The organism is Flavobacterium defluvii (assembly GCF_900129555.1).
Lineage (GTDB): Bacteria > Bacteroidota > Bacteroidia > Flavobacteriales > Flavobacteriaceae > Flavobacterium > Flavobacterium defluvii.
The window spans coordinates 464,585-482,017 of the sequence record NZ_FQWC01000002.1; the positions used below are offsets into that span (position 1 = coordinate 464,585).

A 17,433-nucleotide genomic window follows, 5' to 3' on the forward strand; every position below is an offset into this window, starting at 1 on the left:
TAAAAATTTACCTGCAAAATCAGGAAATAAGAAATTCAGATTCATTTAGTAAATCCGAAATGATTAATAGAATCTGTTTTCAGATCTGAGTCTTTTGTTTGAAATAAAGAGAAATAAAAAGTAAAGCCCGGCAGATTTTAATCCTGCCGGGCTTATTAAGATTATTTTATAAATAAAATTATTGTTTATTTATCTGAATTGCTTTACTGGCTGCATTTGTTTTTACAAAATAAATTCCCGCCGCCTGATCTGAGATTGAAATTACATTTCCTTTGCCTTGTTTAATTTTACTTCCTGAAACAGAAAATACTGTCCATTCTAATTCTTTAGACAAATGAAAAACTCCTTTTGAAGGATTTGGATATACTACAACTTTATTTGATTCAGCATTTGGATTTTCGACACCAAGATGACAATCGTGAACCATAAAAGTGACATCTTTTGTGTTGTTTCCTGCTGAATTGGTTACGGTAAGCGAAACTTCTTTATCTCCCTCTGTAGAAAATGTTACTGTGTGTGGTCCAATACCGGTTGCGGTTGCAGGCTGCGCGCCTTCTCCAAAATTCCATGTATAGGTGTTGATTGTGCCAGTAGAAACCGATGTAAAAGTAACAGGCTCATTTACGCATCCCATTTGTGGTGTATATTCAAAATCAGCAACTGGGGCAGCTGCTCCGCTTAAGACAAACTCCATTTTATTTACGTTGATGTCGTTTTCATCAAAATATAAAGTGATAACGTGATCGCCCTGCGTTAATGCAATATTTGGTACAGCAACGGTCTGCCAAGCCTGAAAACCTCCTGTGTTTGGAATATCAAGAATTCCGGTTACGTTTACGCCATCAACTTCAAGATGTAATTTTCTAGTATTATAAGGCGTTGAAATTCTTAAATTAATTGTATAATTTCCGGTTGTATTTACTTTAGCCGTATATTTTAGCCATTCATCTTTGGCTACATAAGCGAGATTAAATCCACCTTCGCTGCAAGCTTCCGTTCCAACACCGTCTCCGGCTCTGTAAGCGGTATCGCCGCCGCCGTTTTTATCCAGATAGGCACCTGGTCCAACATCATAATTTTCTGCTTCAATAACTCCCGGAATTTGAGCAATCAAGCCTTGATAAGGAGCATTTTGAAGCACGGTTTCGGTATAAAATGCTGTGTAGCTTATGGTTCCTGCAGCTGGTGCCTTAAAGGTTTGATTTGCTGCTCCGCCCTGGCTCCAATGGTCAAAATCATAACGTTTGTTGTCGATATATTGAGGTGTTGGTGCGTTTAAGGTTTGCAAAGCTGCATTGGCCACAACTTGTTTGGTTGAAGGCGCAGTAACAGCTTTTTGGTTGAATTCTAATTTAAGCGGAACCGGAGAACTTGTAGCTGTAACATCGACTAAATTTGGTTTGATATCAACAAAAGTTGTAGCCGTTAAACCGTTGCTGTCTGTTACTTTTACAGTAAATCTATACCAAACGTTTGGTGTTTTTTCACCTTGGTTTGAAGCTGTGAAATCTCCTGATTTTACACCTTGTGGACTTGCTCCGGGATGCGAATGTCCCGCTCCAGGAATATCTTCGTGAAAAAGATCAATACTCCACGAAAATGCACTTGCCGGTAAAGTTCCGTCTTCAACGTCGGAAGCTGTAGCTTCAAAATGAACAACATCATCAGCATTCCATTTTAAAGATGGAAGCGGAGAAACAATAGATACAGTTGGTTTATTACTAAAAGGAGTTACCGTTAATGTTGCGGGATTACTGGTTACATTTCCTGCTGAATTAGTTACAATAACTCTGTAAGCTCCTGCATTTGCATTGGTTACACTTGGAATAGTATAACTTGTTCCCGTTGCTCCATTAATATCTACATTGTTAAACTGCCATTGATATGTTAATCCTACACCACTTGCAGAAACTGTAAAAGTTACCGGATCGGTTTCCATTATAGTTTGCGAAAGAGGCTGGTTTACAATAGTTGGTGCGGCGGTCTCGATATAATCTAATTTAATTAAAGCACCGTTATTTCCATAAGCACAATAATAAATATAACCGTCGTTTCCTAACATCATACCCAATGCCTGTTGTTGTGGCGCCGAATAAAATTCTGTTGAAACTGGATCGGCAATATTTGGGTCAAACCATCGAATGGCATTGCGCACAAAATCTTTAATAATAAATCTGCCCTGCATATTTGGATAACGCGAAATGGCCGGATTATAGAGTACACCATTTGTTAAGGCGTTTCCGATACTTCCGGTTGCGTATGTAAATATAGGATTGGTAAATAAATTCGTTTCGGTTTGTTTTCCGTCGCCACCATCGGGATGCCCCCAGGCATAGTTGCGTATAGCCGGATTACTGATTTCGTTTATTTCTTCCCATGAAGTTCCAACATCAAGAACAAATAATTTATTGGCAACAGGATTGGCTACTAATCTCCATGGATTTCTAAAACCGTAAACCCAGATACTTTGTCTTTGTAAAGAACCGCTTCCGTAAAATGGATTTCCGGGCGCAGGAAGTCCGTCTTCTGTAAGACGAAGGATTTTCCCTTTATAAGTATCTAAATTTTGCGAATTAGTATTCTGCTGACTATCCCCAACGGTTACATACAAAAAGCCATTAAAGAATTTTAAATCACCTCCGTTATGAAAACCTCCACCGATAGGTTCAAGAAGTAAAATTTCCTGTCGGCTCACAACCTGGTTGTTATTGTCAATTTTAATCCTTTCAATTCTATGTCTGATAACACCATCATTTATAGAATAAAAAACATAAATATAGCCGTTTACTGCAAAATCGGGATGAAGTGTTAATCCAAGTAAACCTTGCTCGTTATCGGTTACGGTTGTAACAGTAAAAACTGTCGAAACGGCATTATTTTGAAATACCTTTACAATTCCGCCTCTTTCTGCTATGAAAATTCTTCCGTCTGAAGATTGTTCTAAAGCAAGTCCTTCTTTAATAACAGCAGTAGGAGCGAGGTTTTGTGTTATGTATTGAGAATAGGATTGTGATGAAAACAATAAAACGAAAATAAGCAATAAACCTAAAAATCGTTTTTTAATATTAAATTGTAGATTTTTTCTCATAATTATTCAGAATTATTAGTGGTTTGGGTAACCAAATTTAATCTTTTTCTGTCTAATGAGAATGTTTAGTAAAATTTCTTTACGATAACGATTGAGGAGTTTTAAGGAGCAAAGTTATAAAGGGAGCAGAGGCGCAAAGGTTTTAATCCAACGATTATAAGATGAAATTGATTAGAAGATTTTCTAAAAACAGTTTTAAATCTTTGTAAATATTCTATTTTCCTATAATTTCTTTTCGGTGTAAAGTTCCCCATTCATTTAATGCACCTATTACATTATATAAGGTATGGCTGTGCTCTGTTCTGGCATATTCAACTGTTGGAGGAAATGTATCATAAACAGTTCTGGTGATCAATTTGTTTATTTCCAGATCTTTAAGCTCTTTTGAAAGCATTTTATCTGTAATTCCATTTATATCTTTAGAAATCTCTTTAAATCGTTTTGGTCTGTTTGATAAAGCAATCAAAATAGGGAGTTTCCATCTGCCGCTTAAAACTTCTAAAGCATCTCTTACAGGTAATAAAGCTGCCAGGCATTCTTCTGGTTCACAGCACATTTCTTTTGTTATCTCACTTTTTGTTTTCATACTTAAAATGTTACTATCCTCAAGGATAGCGCTATCCTTGAGGATAGTACTATAAAAGAGATAGCAAATGTAAATAAGTTTGTATAGTAAAACAAATAATTTAAATCATGAGCCAAAAAATTCTGCGCATAATTACCAGTACAAATGGAGATACTTCGTTTAGCAACCAATTATCAAACGCTATTATCGAAAAATTAGCATCACAAACAGAAACAGAAATAAATACACTTGACTTAACAAAAACACCTTTGCCTTACCTGACAGGTTCACATATTAATGCTGTGTACACACCTGTAGAAGCGCATACACCAGAACAAAAAGAAGCATTAAAATATTCTGATGAAGCTATAAAAAACTTATTAGAATCGGATATTATTGTCATTGGTGTGCCTTTGTATAATTTTGGAATTCCGGCAGTTTTAAAAGGATGGATCGATCAGGTTGCCAGAGCAGGAAAGACTTTTAGTTATAGTCCAGAAGGAGCAAAAGGTTTGGTAACAGATAAAAAAGTATACTTGTCAATTGCTTCAGGAGCTATATTCTCTGAAGGACCGTACAAAAGTTATGATTTCTCAGAATCGTATTTACGAACAGTTTTAGGTTTTTTAGGAATGACTGATGTTACGACTTTCCGTGTTGAAGGAACAGCAATTCCTGATTTTGCTGCAAATGCGCTGCCAAAAGCGTTATCTTCTGTTGAGGAATTTGCGTTTTAATTTTCTTTAAAATTATGTTTTAAAAAAGTAAACCCGACAGGTTTTTAAAACCTGTCGGGTTTGTTGTATCGGTTAGATTTTAAAATCTTTGTCAAAGTTTTAAACTTTGACAAAGTTAATTGTAGTTATATTATTTCTCAATAATCATTGTAACACCTTGTCCGCCAGCTGCACAAATAGAAACAAATCCTCTTCCGGAACCTTTTTGGTTTAATAGTTTGGCCATAACGTCAATAATTCTTCCTCCAGTTGCGGCAAAAGGATGCGCGGCAGCCAGACTGCTGCCTTTTACATTTAATTTTTCTCTGTCGATTGCACCAAGAGGTTTCTTTAAACCTAATTCGGCACTTAGTTCAGGGCTTTCCCAAATTTTTAAAGTTGCCAAAACCTGAGCTGCAAAGGCTTCATGAATTTCGTAATAATCAAAATCCTGAAGATTTAATCCTGCTTTTTCAAGCATTCTGCTAGCAGCAAATAAGGGAGCTAATAAAAGATTCTGCTGGTTTTTTACATATTCGATCGCTGCAATTTCTGCAAAAGTAATATAAGCCAAAATCGGAAGTCCACGTTCTTTTGCCCATTCTTCGCTGGCCAAAAGTATACACGATGCACCGTCTGTTAAAGGTGTCGAATTTCCTGCAGTTAAAGTTCCGTTTACTTTATCAAATGCCGGTTTTAATTTAGCCAGTTTTTCGATGCTGCTGTCTTTTCTAAGATTATTATCGGTATCAAGTCCGTTAAAAGGCGTAATCATATCATCAAAGAAACCTTCTTCATAAGCCTTTGCCATATTTAAATGACTTTTAAGCGCCAGATTGTCCTGGTCTTCTCTGGAAATTTTATAATATTTTGCCGTAATTTCAGTATGCCCGCCCATCGAAAGTCCGGTTTGAGATTCTTCATTTCTTGGAACTAATGGCGAAAAATCTTTTGGACGAAGTTTTAAAAACGTTTTTATTTTTTCTCCTAATGATTTTGCCTGTCTGGCTTTGAGCAGCGTTTTTCTTAGTTTTTCGCTTACCGCAATCGGCATATCACTTATCGAATCAACTCCGCCGGCAATACCAGACTCGATTTGACCCAATGCAATTTTATTGGCAATATAAACAGCACTTTCAATTCCGGTATCGCAAGCCTGCTGTAAATCGCAGGCAGGAGTAGCGGGATCGAGCGAGGTTTTCATAACACATTCTCTTATAAGGTTCATATCATATGAATGTTTTATTACGGCACCTCCGGCAACTTCACCTAATAATTCACCTTTTAAATTATATTTATCAATAAGGCCGTTTAAGGCTGCGGTCATCATTTGCTGATTTCCAACTTCTGCGTAAGCGGTATTGGCTCTTGCAAACGGAATTCGGTTATAACCCACAATAGCAACTTTTCTAACAGTTTTTGTAGTATCCATTGGTTTATGTTTTTGTTGTTCTGGAATTTATTTTGTGGATTAAAGATAGGTATACTTCCTCAATAATTTGTTTTCTCCCAGAATTTAAAAAGTTTTAAGTGTAAAAATATCACTAAATCAGTTTATTATTTTATATTTATTTAGAATAATTAAAAATAATTTGGAAAACCCAGTATTAGCATATACTTTTGCCAAATAAAACTTAAAATCTTACCAAAATGAGTATAAATATCATTAAGAAAATCAGCTTTTTTATAATTCTTTTGACTTCACTAAATGCAATGAGTCAGGAGCTAGGAAAAGTAAGCGGAAAAATTTCTTTAAGCGGAGACGAGCCCGTTCCAGGTGTTTCTGTAATCCTTAAAGGAACAAGATATTCGGCTATTACAAACGACAACGGTTATTATGAAATTAAAAATGTTAAACCGGGTTCTTATACAATTAGTATTCGTGCGGTTGAAATTCACGCAGTAGAAAATACAATTGTTGTTACGGCAAAACAAACAACAACTAAAAACTTTGCACTTTCTGAAAGTCAGGAAGATCTTGATGAAGTGGTTATTACAAAGAACAAATACAAACAAGACAAACCTTCATTGTCACTGCGTTTACAGACTCCTGTTTTAGAGATTCCGCAAAACGTACAAATTGTAAGCGGTCAGACTTTAAAAGACCAACAGATTACTAGTATGAGTGACGGGGTTATTCGTAATGTGAGCGGTGCCGTGCGTTTAGAACACTGGGGCGATTTATATACCAATATTACAATGCGCGGTTCGCAGATTCAGGCTTTCCGTAACGGATTTAACGTTGTGTCTTCTTTCTGGGGACCGCTAACAGAAGATATGAGTTTTGTAGATCATATCGAATTTGTAAAAGGCCCGGCAGGATTTATGCTTTCGAGCGGAGATCCAAGCGGACTGTATAATGTGGTTACTAAAAAACCAACCGGTATTACTAAAGCTGAAGTAACGGCTATTGGCGGAAGCTATGATTTTTACAGAGTAAATCTAGATCTTGACGGAAAATTAGATAAAAAAGGTAAATTATTATACAGATTTAACGGAGCAGCTCAAAACAAAGGTTCTCACCGCGCTTTTGAACACAATAACCGTTATGTACTGGCTCCTGTAATTTCATATCAAATTGATGACAAAACAAAAATTACTGCCGAATATAATTTTCAATATGCAAATATGACTGAAGTTGGTTCTTATTATATTTTTGGTCCTACTTCTGGCGGATACGGAACACTTCCAGTAGGATTTACAATGACACAGCCGGGATTGCCTGATACGAATATTCAGGATCACAGTGGTTATCTTACTCTCGAACATAAATTTGATGATAACTGGAAACTTACTGCTCAGACTTCTTACTTTAAATATATTCAGCAGGGTTACAGTTCCTGGCCGAGTTTAGTTGGGCCGGCAGATATAGACACAAATGGAGATAATGTTCCGGATGTTTCTATAGGAAATGGAGATATTATTAGAAATGTTGGCATCTGGGATGCAGAAAGTAATATGTATTTAGGACAGATTTTTTTAAACGGAAAATTCAATACCGGTTCTGTTTCTCACAAGGTATTAGGAGGAGTAGATTTAGGAAGCAAAGATTACATGGCAGATTGGGGGCAGTCGCATGATCTTGATACCGTTGATAATCCGTTTAATGTATATAACCCAAATTATGGCACGCCGGCAAACGGACTGCCAAATTTTGATCATGAAACCCCGCTTTCAGTAAGAGCTAAAAATGCTGGTGGGTTAATGAGTTCAGAATATGCCGCAGGATATATTCAGGATGAGATTGGGTTTTTCCAAAACAAGGTGAGACTTACTCTTGCAGGAAGATATACCTGGATTAGTCAGGCAAGCTGGGGCGGAGCACCAATTTCAGATAGTCATATTACGCCGCGTGTTGGTTTAAGTGTTTCTATTGATGATGCTACATCAGTTTATGGATTATATGATCAGGCTTTTACACCTCAGGCAGGTATTATCAAAAACGGTGATAAAGTAAAACCTCTTACCGGAAATAACTTTGAAGTGGGTATTAAAAGAGACTGGTTTGACGGATCTTGGAGTACGACTTTGGCAGCATACAGAATTTTAAAGAAAAACGAACTTACATCTGATCCAACAAATACGCCTGGGCAGCAATACAGTGTCGTTTTGGGTGAGAAAAGAGCAGAAGGTATTGAATTTGACGTAAGAGGAAAATTATTGGATGGGCTTAACCTTATTGCAAACTATGCTTTTACAGAATCGATTGTTCTTAATTCTAATGTGCCAAGTATTACAGCAGGTTCTGTTGTTCCGGGCTATGCAAAACATACAGCAAATGCATGGTTAAATTACACCGTTCAGGGCGGCGTTCTTAAAGGTTTTGGTGCTTCTATAGGAGGTTCTTTCCTTGCAGGACGTCAAACAGATACCTGGAGTGCAGGTTTAGAAAGACTTCCTGATTATTTCAGACTTGATGGAGGTTTATCTTATGAAACCGGGAAATTTAAAATTACAGGAAACGTATTTAACATCTTAGATAAATATCTTTACAGCGGTTCATTCTACAGCTGGTTAAATGCTTATTACTGGCAGACAGAACAGCCCATTAACTTTAGAATTGGAGTTACTTATAAATTGTTCTAATTTTTAGGTTCAAAGGTCCAGAGAGGCAGAGGGTAAAAGGTTTTTGAGGATTTGCCCTCTGATTTAACAAATAAAAACGGATTTACACAGGTTTATTTTAATAAGTCAGCGTAAATCCGTTTTATCTGTATATTCTGTGGCCCAAAACCGCAAATATTATCCCTTCTTAACCAAAGGAATTAGTTTTGTTCCGATCAGTTCTATGGCATTCATTAATTGTAAATGTGTTAATCCGGCATTGTCCATCTGAAAAGTGAATCTTTCAACACCGCCAAGTGCTTCGCTGTGACGCAGAATTTTCTCTGCGGCTCTTTCCGGACTTCCCACAATTAAAACACCCAAGTCGTCTATTAATCCGTCAAATTTACCTCTTGTTACCGGAGGCCAGCCTCTCTCATATCCTAATTTTGTCCACAATTCGGCATAACCTGGATAGTATTCATCAATTGCTTTTTCGGTTGTATTCGAAACATATCCGGGTGAATGCAGCCCAACTTTTAATTCGTGTGGTTTAAAACCTGCGGCTTCACCAGCCTCACGATACAAATCAATTAATGGTCTGAAACGATGTGTCTGTCCTCCAATAATAGCAACCATTAATGGCAAACCTAAACTTCCGGCTCTGATAAAAGATTCCGGAGTTCCTCCAACGCCAAGCCAAATCGGCATTTTTTCCTGCAATGCTCTTGGATAAACCGGAAGATTATTCAGTTCAGGACGGAATTTTCCGTACCAGGTTATAAATTCATTATCTCTAATTTGCAAAAGCAATTCGAGTTTTTCCTTAAAAAGTCCATCATAATCTTTAAGATCATAACCAAAAAGAGGATAAGCTTCAATTGCAGATCCGCGTCCGACGACAATTTCGGTTCTTCCTTTCGAAATTAAATCTAATGTTGCAAAACTTTGATAAACCCTCACAGGATCTGCAGCACTTAAAACTGTTACGGCACTTGACAAACGAATGTTTTTTGTTCTTGCCGCAGCCGCACTTAAAATTACCGCTGTTGCCGAATCCAGAAATTCTTTTTTATGATGTTCCCCAATCCCGAAAACATCCAATCCAGCCTGATCTGCAAATTCTATTCTCTGCAGCAGCTGTTCCATTGCGTCAACACTGCTCAAAGTATTGTTGTCGCCATACATTGCCGAAGCAAAACTATCGATTCCTATTTCCATAAAATTTTTTAAATTTCAATGACAATGTCAATATCAAATTCCAATTTTTAAATTCCAAATTCCAAATTCCACAATCTAAAATCTACAATCTAAAATCTAACAATCTAAAATCTACAATCTAAAATCTACAATCTAAAATCTACAATCTACAATCTAAAATTTTCTAATGTGAAAATCCAAATGAAATACTCGTTATAATAATCCCTATAACAATCAGTGTGATTATTACATATAAATAATCTTTCTCGATCATAAATGAGAAAAGAGAAAGCAAAACCCTGAAAACAGGTGTCAGGAATAATAATATAATTCCGAAGAAAATTAAATATTCACCACTTCCGGAAATTACGCCATTAATAACGGTTCCAATAACTTCAAATATATTTCGGTCATTTTCTTTAAAAACAGAATAATCTTCAATATCATTTCCGTGATGCATTAAATAAATAATTCCGCCAATAAACGCTACCGAAAGTGAAATCCAGACTCCGTAGCGTAATAAGTTTCCAATAATGGTTTGAAAATCTTTTTCTCCAAATTTTTCGTGTGTCATAACTTTAGATTTTTCCATTAAGTCCATTATAAATCATATTAACCGCCAAAACAAAAATCAGACATGCAAAAAATATTCTAAGTTTTTTAGGATTTGTTCTAACCAAAATTTTAGCTCCGGCCATGGCTCCAAATAAAACACCAATAACAACCGGCATACAAATCCCCGGTTCGATATATCCTTTTTGAATATAAATTACAGAACTCGCCATTGCCGTAACGCCCATCATAAAATTACTGGTTGTGGTTGAAACCTTAAATGGAATTCGCATAATATTATCCATAGCAATCACTTTAAAAGCTCCGGAACCAATTCCGAGTAAACCCGACATCATTCCTGCAATTCCCATCATACTGAAACCGCCAATAACATTTTTGGTTCCGTAGCTTACGACTTGCCCGTCGTGGGTGGGATAAGTTCCTTGTAACTTTAGTTTTTTAGCTAATGGACTGGATTCTAAAACAATATGCTCTTCTTTTTTACGAAGCGAATTTATAGCTGAGAAAATCAGGGTAAGTCCGAATAAAACGGCAATGAATGAAGTAGGAGCAATGGTAGAAAGTAAAGCACCGCAAACGGCTCCAATTGTAGTGGCGATTTCGAGAAAAATTCCCAGACGCATATTGGTAATTCCTTCTTTTACATAAGCCGCCGCAGAACCGGACGAAGTCGCAATTACCGAAACTAAAGCTGCTCCAATTGCATAATGAATATCTACACCAAGAATAATTGTTAAAAGTGGAATAATTATTATACCGCCGCCTAAGCCTGATAATGAGCCAATAAAACCTGCTAAAAAAGCACCAAGAAGCATTATCAGGGTAAATGTAAGTACTGTCATTAAATTAAATTTTGTTTGAGGCTAATTTACGAATACATATTTGTTCGGGAACTTAAATATACCTTAAAAATGTTTTGAGTTATCAATTGTGAATTATGAATTATTAGTTTTTAGTTTTCAGTCGCAGTCTCAGTTTTTCAGTCTTGATGGTCAAGAACTTTGTCAAAGTTTAAACTTTGTTAAAGTTATAGCGACTGAAAATTCACAATTCACAATTCACCATTTACAATTAAAAAAGAAAATCATTATTTCTAATGACTTCTCAGCGTTAACGAACTTTTACATTTGCTTTTTTTTAAGATTTAAAATTGCCATGAAAAATTACCGTTCGTATAAAAGAGTTGAACCCGTTTATTTTAGCGGTGAAATCTTTTTTCCTGTTGGATTATTATTTGCTGCAGCGCTTATTAGTTATTTTCTGCTTTATTTTTTAGGATTAGGTTTTGCTGTGTTCTTTAATGCTGTAATTGCCTGGTGCGGCTATTTTTTCTTTTATTATTATGGAAAATCCAAAACCAATATCACTTTGGAATTTTTATTTGGAGTAATATTAGTTTTTGCCCTTTTGCTTTTTGTTGATTATGGTGTTTATGCGCTGGTAACCTTTCAAAAGACTGGAGTATTTAATGGATTATATTTCTCGATCTGGCTGGCAGTTTTATTGGGAACTCCAATAATTTATTATATGCATTATTTTGGTTCGCATTATTATGCTCAGGTAAATCTTGCCGATACTTATTTCAAAACTTTTTTCAGCGTTTATCACGACAGGGAACTTTTGATGTATATAGATTCGATTGCGTTCGTCAATTCTTCAAAAAAATTAGTTTCAGATGTAAAACTGGAAAACAATATTTGTTTTTATTCTGATGAAGAATTGGCAGAAATGGATACGCAGTCTAAGTATTATCATTTACAGCAATCAGCTTTTTCCGGTTTAATTTATATTCCTTTTGATGCTGACAGTTTCGAAATTTCCTGGTTTTCTATAGTTGAAGATAAATATTTTAAAGTCAATGTTCCGTTTCCGATAGATAAATTAGAACTCGAAGAAGAGAAATATCCACTTGACGAACCTGGAAATATAAGAGGAAAAAAAACAAAGCCAATTTATCTTCATCTTTACCAAAACGGAGGTTTCAAATTGTACAATGATGACTTGGTTTTACTGGACTTTTTGAATAATAATTCAACAGAAATAAATGTACAAGAGAAGTATGAAAAAATTATAGCAAATAGACTTTGTCATAATTTTTATAATAACGAAACACATTTTTATCAATTAATTGAAAGAATAAAAAACTCAAATAACATTCAGGAAAGGTTTGAATTAAAAGATAAACTCGTGGTTTGGAATTTACAATTTTCAGGTTTAGACAAACGTAATTATCTCGAAATAACCGACAATTATTTTAAATATTATAAAATAGAAAAAGAGGATATAGCCGAACCGGCTTTACGACATCTGCCCAGAAAAATAACTTTTGTATATCGCGGTTCTTGTCTGCTTACATGGATGCGGCTTCATATTAATATTCAAAAACTGAATCAGAAAATTGAGGAAGTTTTAAGTGCAGGCTTAGAAAATCAGGTTTTGTTTTCTCTTGATTTTAAAGATGCTGCTGCAAAAGATTTGACTTTTACCATAAGTGGAAATGATAAAAAACTAATTTTTACAGATTGGGAAATTGAAATTGACGAATACCGAAAAAAAGAAATCGACGAAGAACAGCTGGAGGAAAATGCAGATGAAAAGAAAAGAGCTCTTTTGAGAGAAGGCTGGGATTTGGTTTTTGCCAAAAAATACAATGAAGCACAAAAAAAATGCAATGCAATACTGGCAATCGATCCTGAATTTGCATCGGCGTATTTTCTGGAAACGAGAATTCTTTGGTACACACAAGGTTTTGAAGCCTGTTACAGTAAAAGAGAATATTATTTTTCTAAAACAGAACATGAACCTACTGTAAATTCACTCATTTACAATAATTACGGATGCATTTTAGATAGAGAACTCCGTTATCAGGAATCAATCGTTTATTTTGAAAAGGCAATTGAAATAAATCCAAAAGAACCCATTTTTGTCTGCAATCTTGGAGAAATGTATTATAAATTAAAAGAACCTGCAAAAGCTTTAAAAGAGGCCCGAAGAGCCAAAATGATGGGATATGATTCTGATATTCTGAATGAAATTCTAGCCAATAAAGGCAAAATCGATTTGATAAATCAGTATTAAATAAAATGAAAATCATTATAAATAGTGATGTGAGCGTCAAATTCCAGCGATACATTTGCCTTTATAATAATCATTTAAATTAAATATGGGATTAGCAGAGAAACGTTTGGCAGAATCGATTAAAGTAGAAAAACTTCCGGTTTTTGAAGCAAAATTAAAAGAAAGAGCAGGATATGATATTAAAGTAGATATTGACTGGAATACTTTTACCGCTTATGATCAATATCCTTTGTCGAGATTGGACATTGTTTTTGATGATGTAGAATCATTCGTAAAAAAAATCTGCTCTGATGATATGGGAAAAGAAGCGCTTCAAGATAAAATGAAAACCATTCACGTTACAAATTCTGAAAATAATGATGATGTGAAAATGGAATTAAAAGATGACACATTGTTTTTAACCGTCCAATTAGTGCAGTCTTCGTTTAATTCTCAAACAGATTCACAAATTGCAAATTATGTAGAAACACTTTTGTAGGTACTATGGTGTTTTTAAATATTTTGGGGCAAAAAGGGATAGATTAATTTCTATCCCTTTTTTATTTTCTATATTCTGTTGTCTACAGCAAAAACAGTTTTTCCAATAGTAGAAAGCAGTAAAGCCGCCGCCGCACTTGTTAAAACCGAATAATCAAAAGGTGCTTTTAGCGAAACGGATATTGCCATTGCCAGAGCAAAAAGCAGCATTAAAAAAGCAGTTCCCAAAGCTGCAATTCGTGTTTTAAAACCAAACAATAATAAAATAGACAATATAACTTCGAAAAAGGTTGCAATTCCGCCCAATATTTCTGCAAAATCTTTACCTGCAAAAGGATTAAGCGTCTGCGTGTAAAGCACAAAGTTTTCCCAGTTTCCCCAGGCAACTCCATTTGAACCGGGAGCTCCCCAAAGTCCAAATCGGTCAGCAACTGCTGATAACATTGTAATTGCTAAAATTATTCTTAAAACCAAACCTGCTTCTAATGTTGTTATATTTTTCATTCTGTGTATTATTTGTTTAACTGAGGATTAAATCTTTTTTATTAACGACATTCTAAGCTTCAAATTGTTTAAAAATTAGATTTGGGTCATATATTGATTACAAAATCACTATTTCTAATGATTTTTAACATTAAATCCTGCTTTACCTTTGTCTGTGGATTTTTTGTTTTTTGTATAAGTTTTGAGGGACCTCAAAGCTTATAAAGTAAAGTTTTTAAAATAGTTTTTATTTTAAACAAAAAAGGGAACAGATTAATTCTGTTCCCTTTTTCATCGAGGTTTTGTTTCTTATTTTAATGTTGTTTTGATAACAATTGCAGCTTGCTGAATTGCAGTTTGAATTGCAGGAACATTTGAAATTGGATTTAAAAGTCCGTAATCGTGAATCAATCCGTTGTATCTTGTCAAAGTTACGGGAACTCCGGCTTCGTTTAATTTTCTGGCGTAAGCTTCACCTTCATCTCTTAAAACATCATTTTCGGCAGTTTGAACCAATGCAGGAGGTAAGTCTTTTAATTCTGCTAAACTAGCTTGTAATGGAGAAGCATATTTTTCTGTTCTTTTTGAAGCGTCTGGCAAGTAATTATCCCAAAACCATTTCATCATATTTTTAGTCAGGAAACGTCCGTTTGCATACAGGTTATAAGATTCAGTTTCAAAATTAGCATCGGTAACAGGCCATAATAAAACTTGTAATTTAATGTGCGGACCTTTTTTATCTTTTGCCATTAAAGTAATCGCAGCAGTCATATTTCCACCCACACTGTTTCCTACAACAGCAAGGTTTTTACCGTTTACACCAATTTCTTTTCCATTTTCGGCTACCCATTGAGTTGCAGCGTAAATTTCATTAATTGCAACAGGATATTGCGCTTCCGGTGAAGGTGTATAGTCCGGGAAAACTGCAACAGCACCGCTTTCTACAACCAAATCTCTAACAAGTCTTCTATGTGTAGGATAATCTCCTAAAACCCATCCGCCGCCGTGAATAAAGATAAATACAGGAGCATTTGATTTAGCACCTTTAGGTTTTGTAATATGGATTTTTACTTTTAATCCGTTTTGAGAAATTACTTTTTCAGATTCTTCGATTCCTGAATAATCAACCTGTACAGATTTTTGTGCACCAACCAAAACGTTACGTGCATCAGTAACAGATAGTTGTTCCAAAGGTTTTCCGTCTCCAGAATTTAAAGCGTTTAAAAAACCTCTCACTTCTGTAAAAATTTCCGGGTCGTTTTGCCCTTTATAAGGTCTTTCTTGTGCTGAAGCAAATGTGTTTACAATCAAAAATGCTGCAATAAATAAACTTTGTTTTAGTGTTTTAATAGTTTCCATATCTTTTGTGTTTTTAATTATTTATAATTTGATAGGACAAAGATATGGCGCTTATAAAGCTCTAAAAATGGATAAAAGTCTATTATAATTGTACATTTTTCCCTTGAAGGTATTTTTTCTTGAAATTCGATGGAGTATCGCCAACTTTATTGGTAAAAAGCCGGTTAAAATAAGCCGGATCTTCATATCCGAGTTGATAAGCAATCTCTTTTACGCTTAAAGAAGAATATCCCAAAAGACGTTTTGCTTCCAGAATAATCCGATCCTTAATAATATCATTTGGCTGAGAAAGTTCTAAACGATTGAATTTATTCGAAAGTGTTTTTGGAGCAAGTCCCAAAATATCTGCATAATCAGCAACTGTATGTTTGGTTCTGAAATGAATTTCGACCAGTCGGCTGAAATCTCTAAAAAAATCCATCTCTTTAGAAGGTTCATCGTTCAAAACACCCAATTGCTGTATTTTCCAGATTCGGGTTGCTTTAATAATAAGCTGTTTCAAATAAGTACGTATCATTTCTTCCTGCGAAGAATCGGGCGCATCAAATTCCTGTTGAATCTGGTTAAAAATCCCTTCGACAAATAAAACCTCTTTTTCAGGTAAAGTTGTCATTGGCATTTCAAAAATATTATTGAATAATAAACCATCACAGGCAACCTCGGCATCATGAATCTGCACACAATAAAAGTCACGGTTATAATACATAAAATATCCCTGTTTTTTTCCTTCTTTATTTATCTGCAGATATTGATTGCTGTTTATAAAAAATAAAGATGGACTTAACGTTCTATAATGTTTAAAGTCAATCGTGATTTCATAATCTTCTGGCAGATACAACACCTTAATATAAGTTTTATAATCATCACTATTAATTTCATCAACCGTTTCCTGATTTAAAATCAAAAATCCCAGTTTTTTATAATTCGATTCAAATATTTGATGATTCATTACGGTTTATTTTAGGTTTTGTATTTATTTTTTTTGGCAGAGCCATTATTTTAATTCGAAGTTATTTGCAGATGATCAAGTTTTTTTCCTACCAAAGTCTTTACGCCAACAACTTTAAAACCAAGTTTTAAATAAAGGTTTTTTGCCAGCGGATTATCTTCTTCAACCAATAATCCTAAAGTTTCTTTGTTTTTATGCACATATTCATCGATTAGAAATAAAAGCAATTTAGAACCAATTCCTTTTCCTTGTTGATTAGGATTTACACCCAATGAATCAATATAAAATTCTCCGCCGCGCGTTTCAAACTCAGGATCAAATTCCGGATTGTAATTTTTTCGAACATATTCTACAATTGGCTGACGTAAGGATTCTATGTCAGATCCGTTATAGACATTTACTGCACCAATGATTTCGTTATTTTCTTCGGCCACAAAACAATTTTGATACGAATATTGATTATCTTTTTTTGAAACAAAATACTCCAGCAAATCTTTTGCGGCAGCATAATCTTTTTTTGAAATAAATTTATAAATAAGATCTTCCATTGCCAGTAATAATATAGGAGCAATTTGTTTAGAATCGGATATTTTGGCTTTTCGGATAATCATTTTGAGAAGTTTAATTTAGCAAATTTAAAGTTTTTTAAACACATAGGAACATAGTTTTTCTTTGTGTGTAAAGGCGTTTCACTTGTTTTAATGCACATAGCGATGTGTCTAAAGCTTTGTCAAAGTTCAAAACTATGTACAAAGGTGTCATCGAAAAATACATAAAGCTATGTGTGAAAAAACGAGTTTTTTTTTAATATCTCTTTTTCAAAAAATAAAAAAATCTATGTTTCTATGTGTTTAAACAAAACTGCCGAATTTGTACCAATATAAAATAAAATTATACAAGT

14 protein-coding genes are annotated in these 17,433 nt (G+C 34.7%); 4 read left to right on the top strand and 10 right to left on the bottom strand.

All coding sequences use genetic code 11. The annotated features are described in order from the left end of the window. Positions 1-178: 178 nt before the first annotated feature. Positions 179-3,088 carry a PQQ-dependent sugar dehydrogenase gene (locus BUC29_RS06215; RefSeq protein ID WP_073414409.1) on the bottom strand — a complete coding sequence of 970 codons (2,910 nt, stop codon included), beginning with the start codon at positions 3,086-3,088 and terminating at the stop codon, positions 179-181. Between the two features lie 214 nt (positions 3,089-3,302). After that, positions 3,303-3,674, bottom strand: coding sequence for a winged helix-turn-helix transcriptional regulator (locus BUC29_RS06220; protein WP_073414410.1), 372 nt, complete (start codon positions 3,672-3,674; stop codon positions 3,303-3,305). 107 nt (positions 3,675-3,781) lie between these two features. Between BUC29_RS06220 and BUC29_RS06225 the strand changes: the two genes are divergently transcribed. Next, positions 3,782-4,390, top strand: a complete 609-nt coding sequence (locus tag BUC29_RS06225; RefSeq protein WP_073414411.1) for an FMN-dependent NADH-azoreductase — start codon at positions 3,782-3,784, stop codon at positions 4,388-4,390. A gap of 130 nt (positions 4,391-4,520) precedes the next feature. Here the strand turns inward: BUC29_RS06225 and BUC29_RS06230 are convergent, their stop codons facing one another. Next, entirely contained in the window at positions 4,521-5,801 is a 1,281-nt protein-coding gene (locus tag BUC29_RS06230; RefSeq protein ID WP_073414412.1) for an acetyl-CoA C-acetyltransferase, read from the bottom strand. A 218-nt stretch (positions 5,802-6,019) separates the two neighbouring features. Here BUC29_RS06230 and BUC29_RS06235 point away from each other — a divergent pair, with 218 nt between their 5' ends. Then, positions 6,020-8,455 carry a TonB-dependent receptor gene (locus BUC29_RS06235; RefSeq protein WP_073414413.1) on the top strand — a complete coding sequence of 812 codons (2,436 nt, stop codon included), beginning with the start codon at positions 6,020-6,022 and terminating at the stop codon, positions 8,453-8,455. Positions 8,456-8,611: 156 nt separating this feature from the next. Here BUC29_RS06235 and BUC29_RS06240 read toward each other — a convergent pair whose 3' ends face one another. From BUC29_RS06240 to BUC29_RS06250, 3 genes are all read right to left on the bottom strand, one after another. Continuing rightward, positions 8,612-9,634, bottom strand: coding sequence for an LLM class flavin-dependent oxidoreductase (locus BUC29_RS06240; RefSeq protein WP_073414414.1), 1,023 nt, complete (start codon positions 9,632-9,634; stop codon positions 8,612-8,614). Positions 9,635-9,797: 163 nt separating this feature from the next. Next, entirely contained in the window at positions 9,798-10,187 is a 390-nt protein-coding gene (locus BUC29_RS06245; RefSeq protein ID WP_073414919.1) for a DUF1634 domain-containing protein, read from the bottom strand. Between the two features lie 4 nt (positions 10,188-10,191). Continuing rightward, the gene (locus BUC29_RS06250) at positions 10,192-11,028 is read right to left on the bottom strand and encodes a sulfite exporter TauE/SafE family protein (RefSeq protein WP_073414415.1); all 837 of its coding nucleotides are present in this window, start codon (positions 11,026-11,028) and stop codon (positions 10,192-10,194) included. Positions 11,029-11,341: 313 nt separating this feature from the next. Between BUC29_RS06250 and BUC29_RS06255 the strand changes: the two genes are divergently transcribed. After that, the gene (locus BUC29_RS06255; protein WP_073414921.1) at positions 11,342-13,264 is read left to right on the top strand and encodes a tetratricopeptide repeat protein; all 1,923 of its coding nucleotides are present in this window, start codon (positions 11,342-11,344) and stop codon (positions 13,262-13,264) included. A gap of 85 nt (positions 13,265-13,349) precedes the next feature. Continuing rightward, the gene (locus BUC29_RS06260) at positions 13,350-13,742 is read left to right on the top strand and encodes a hypothetical protein (protein ID WP_073414416.1); all 393 of its coding nucleotides are present in this window, start codon (positions 13,350-13,352) and stop codon (positions 13,740-13,742) included. A 68-nt stretch (positions 13,743-13,810) separates the two neighbouring features. Here BUC29_RS06260 and BUC29_RS06265 read toward each other — a convergent pair whose 3' ends face one another. From BUC29_RS06265 to BUC29_RS06280, 4 genes are all read right to left on the bottom strand, one after another. Next, complete coding sequence (locus BUC29_RS06265; protein ID WP_073414417.1) at positions 13,811-14,245, bottom strand: DoxX family membrane protein; 435 nt, start codon at positions 14,243-14,245, stop codon at positions 13,811-13,813. A 288-nt stretch (positions 14,246-14,533) separates the two neighbouring features. Further along, entirely contained in the window at positions 14,534-15,583 is a 1,050-nt protein-coding gene (locus BUC29_RS06270; RefSeq protein ID WP_208610041.1) for an alpha/beta hydrolase, read from the bottom strand. 82 nt (positions 15,584-15,665) lie between these two features. Next, positions 15,666-16,532, bottom strand: coding sequence for a helix-turn-helix domain-containing protein (locus tag BUC29_RS06275; RefSeq protein ID WP_073414418.1), 867 nt, complete (start codon positions 16,530-16,532; stop codon positions 15,666-15,668). A 50-nt stretch (positions 16,533-16,582) separates the two neighbouring features. Continuing rightward, positions 16,583-17,143 carry a GNAT family N-acetyltransferase gene (locus tag BUC29_RS06280; protein ID WP_073414419.1) on the bottom strand — a complete coding sequence of 187 codons (561 nt, stop codon included), beginning with the start codon at positions 17,141-17,143 and terminating at the stop codon, positions 16,583-16,585. Positions 17,144-17,433 lie beyond the last annotated feature (290 nt).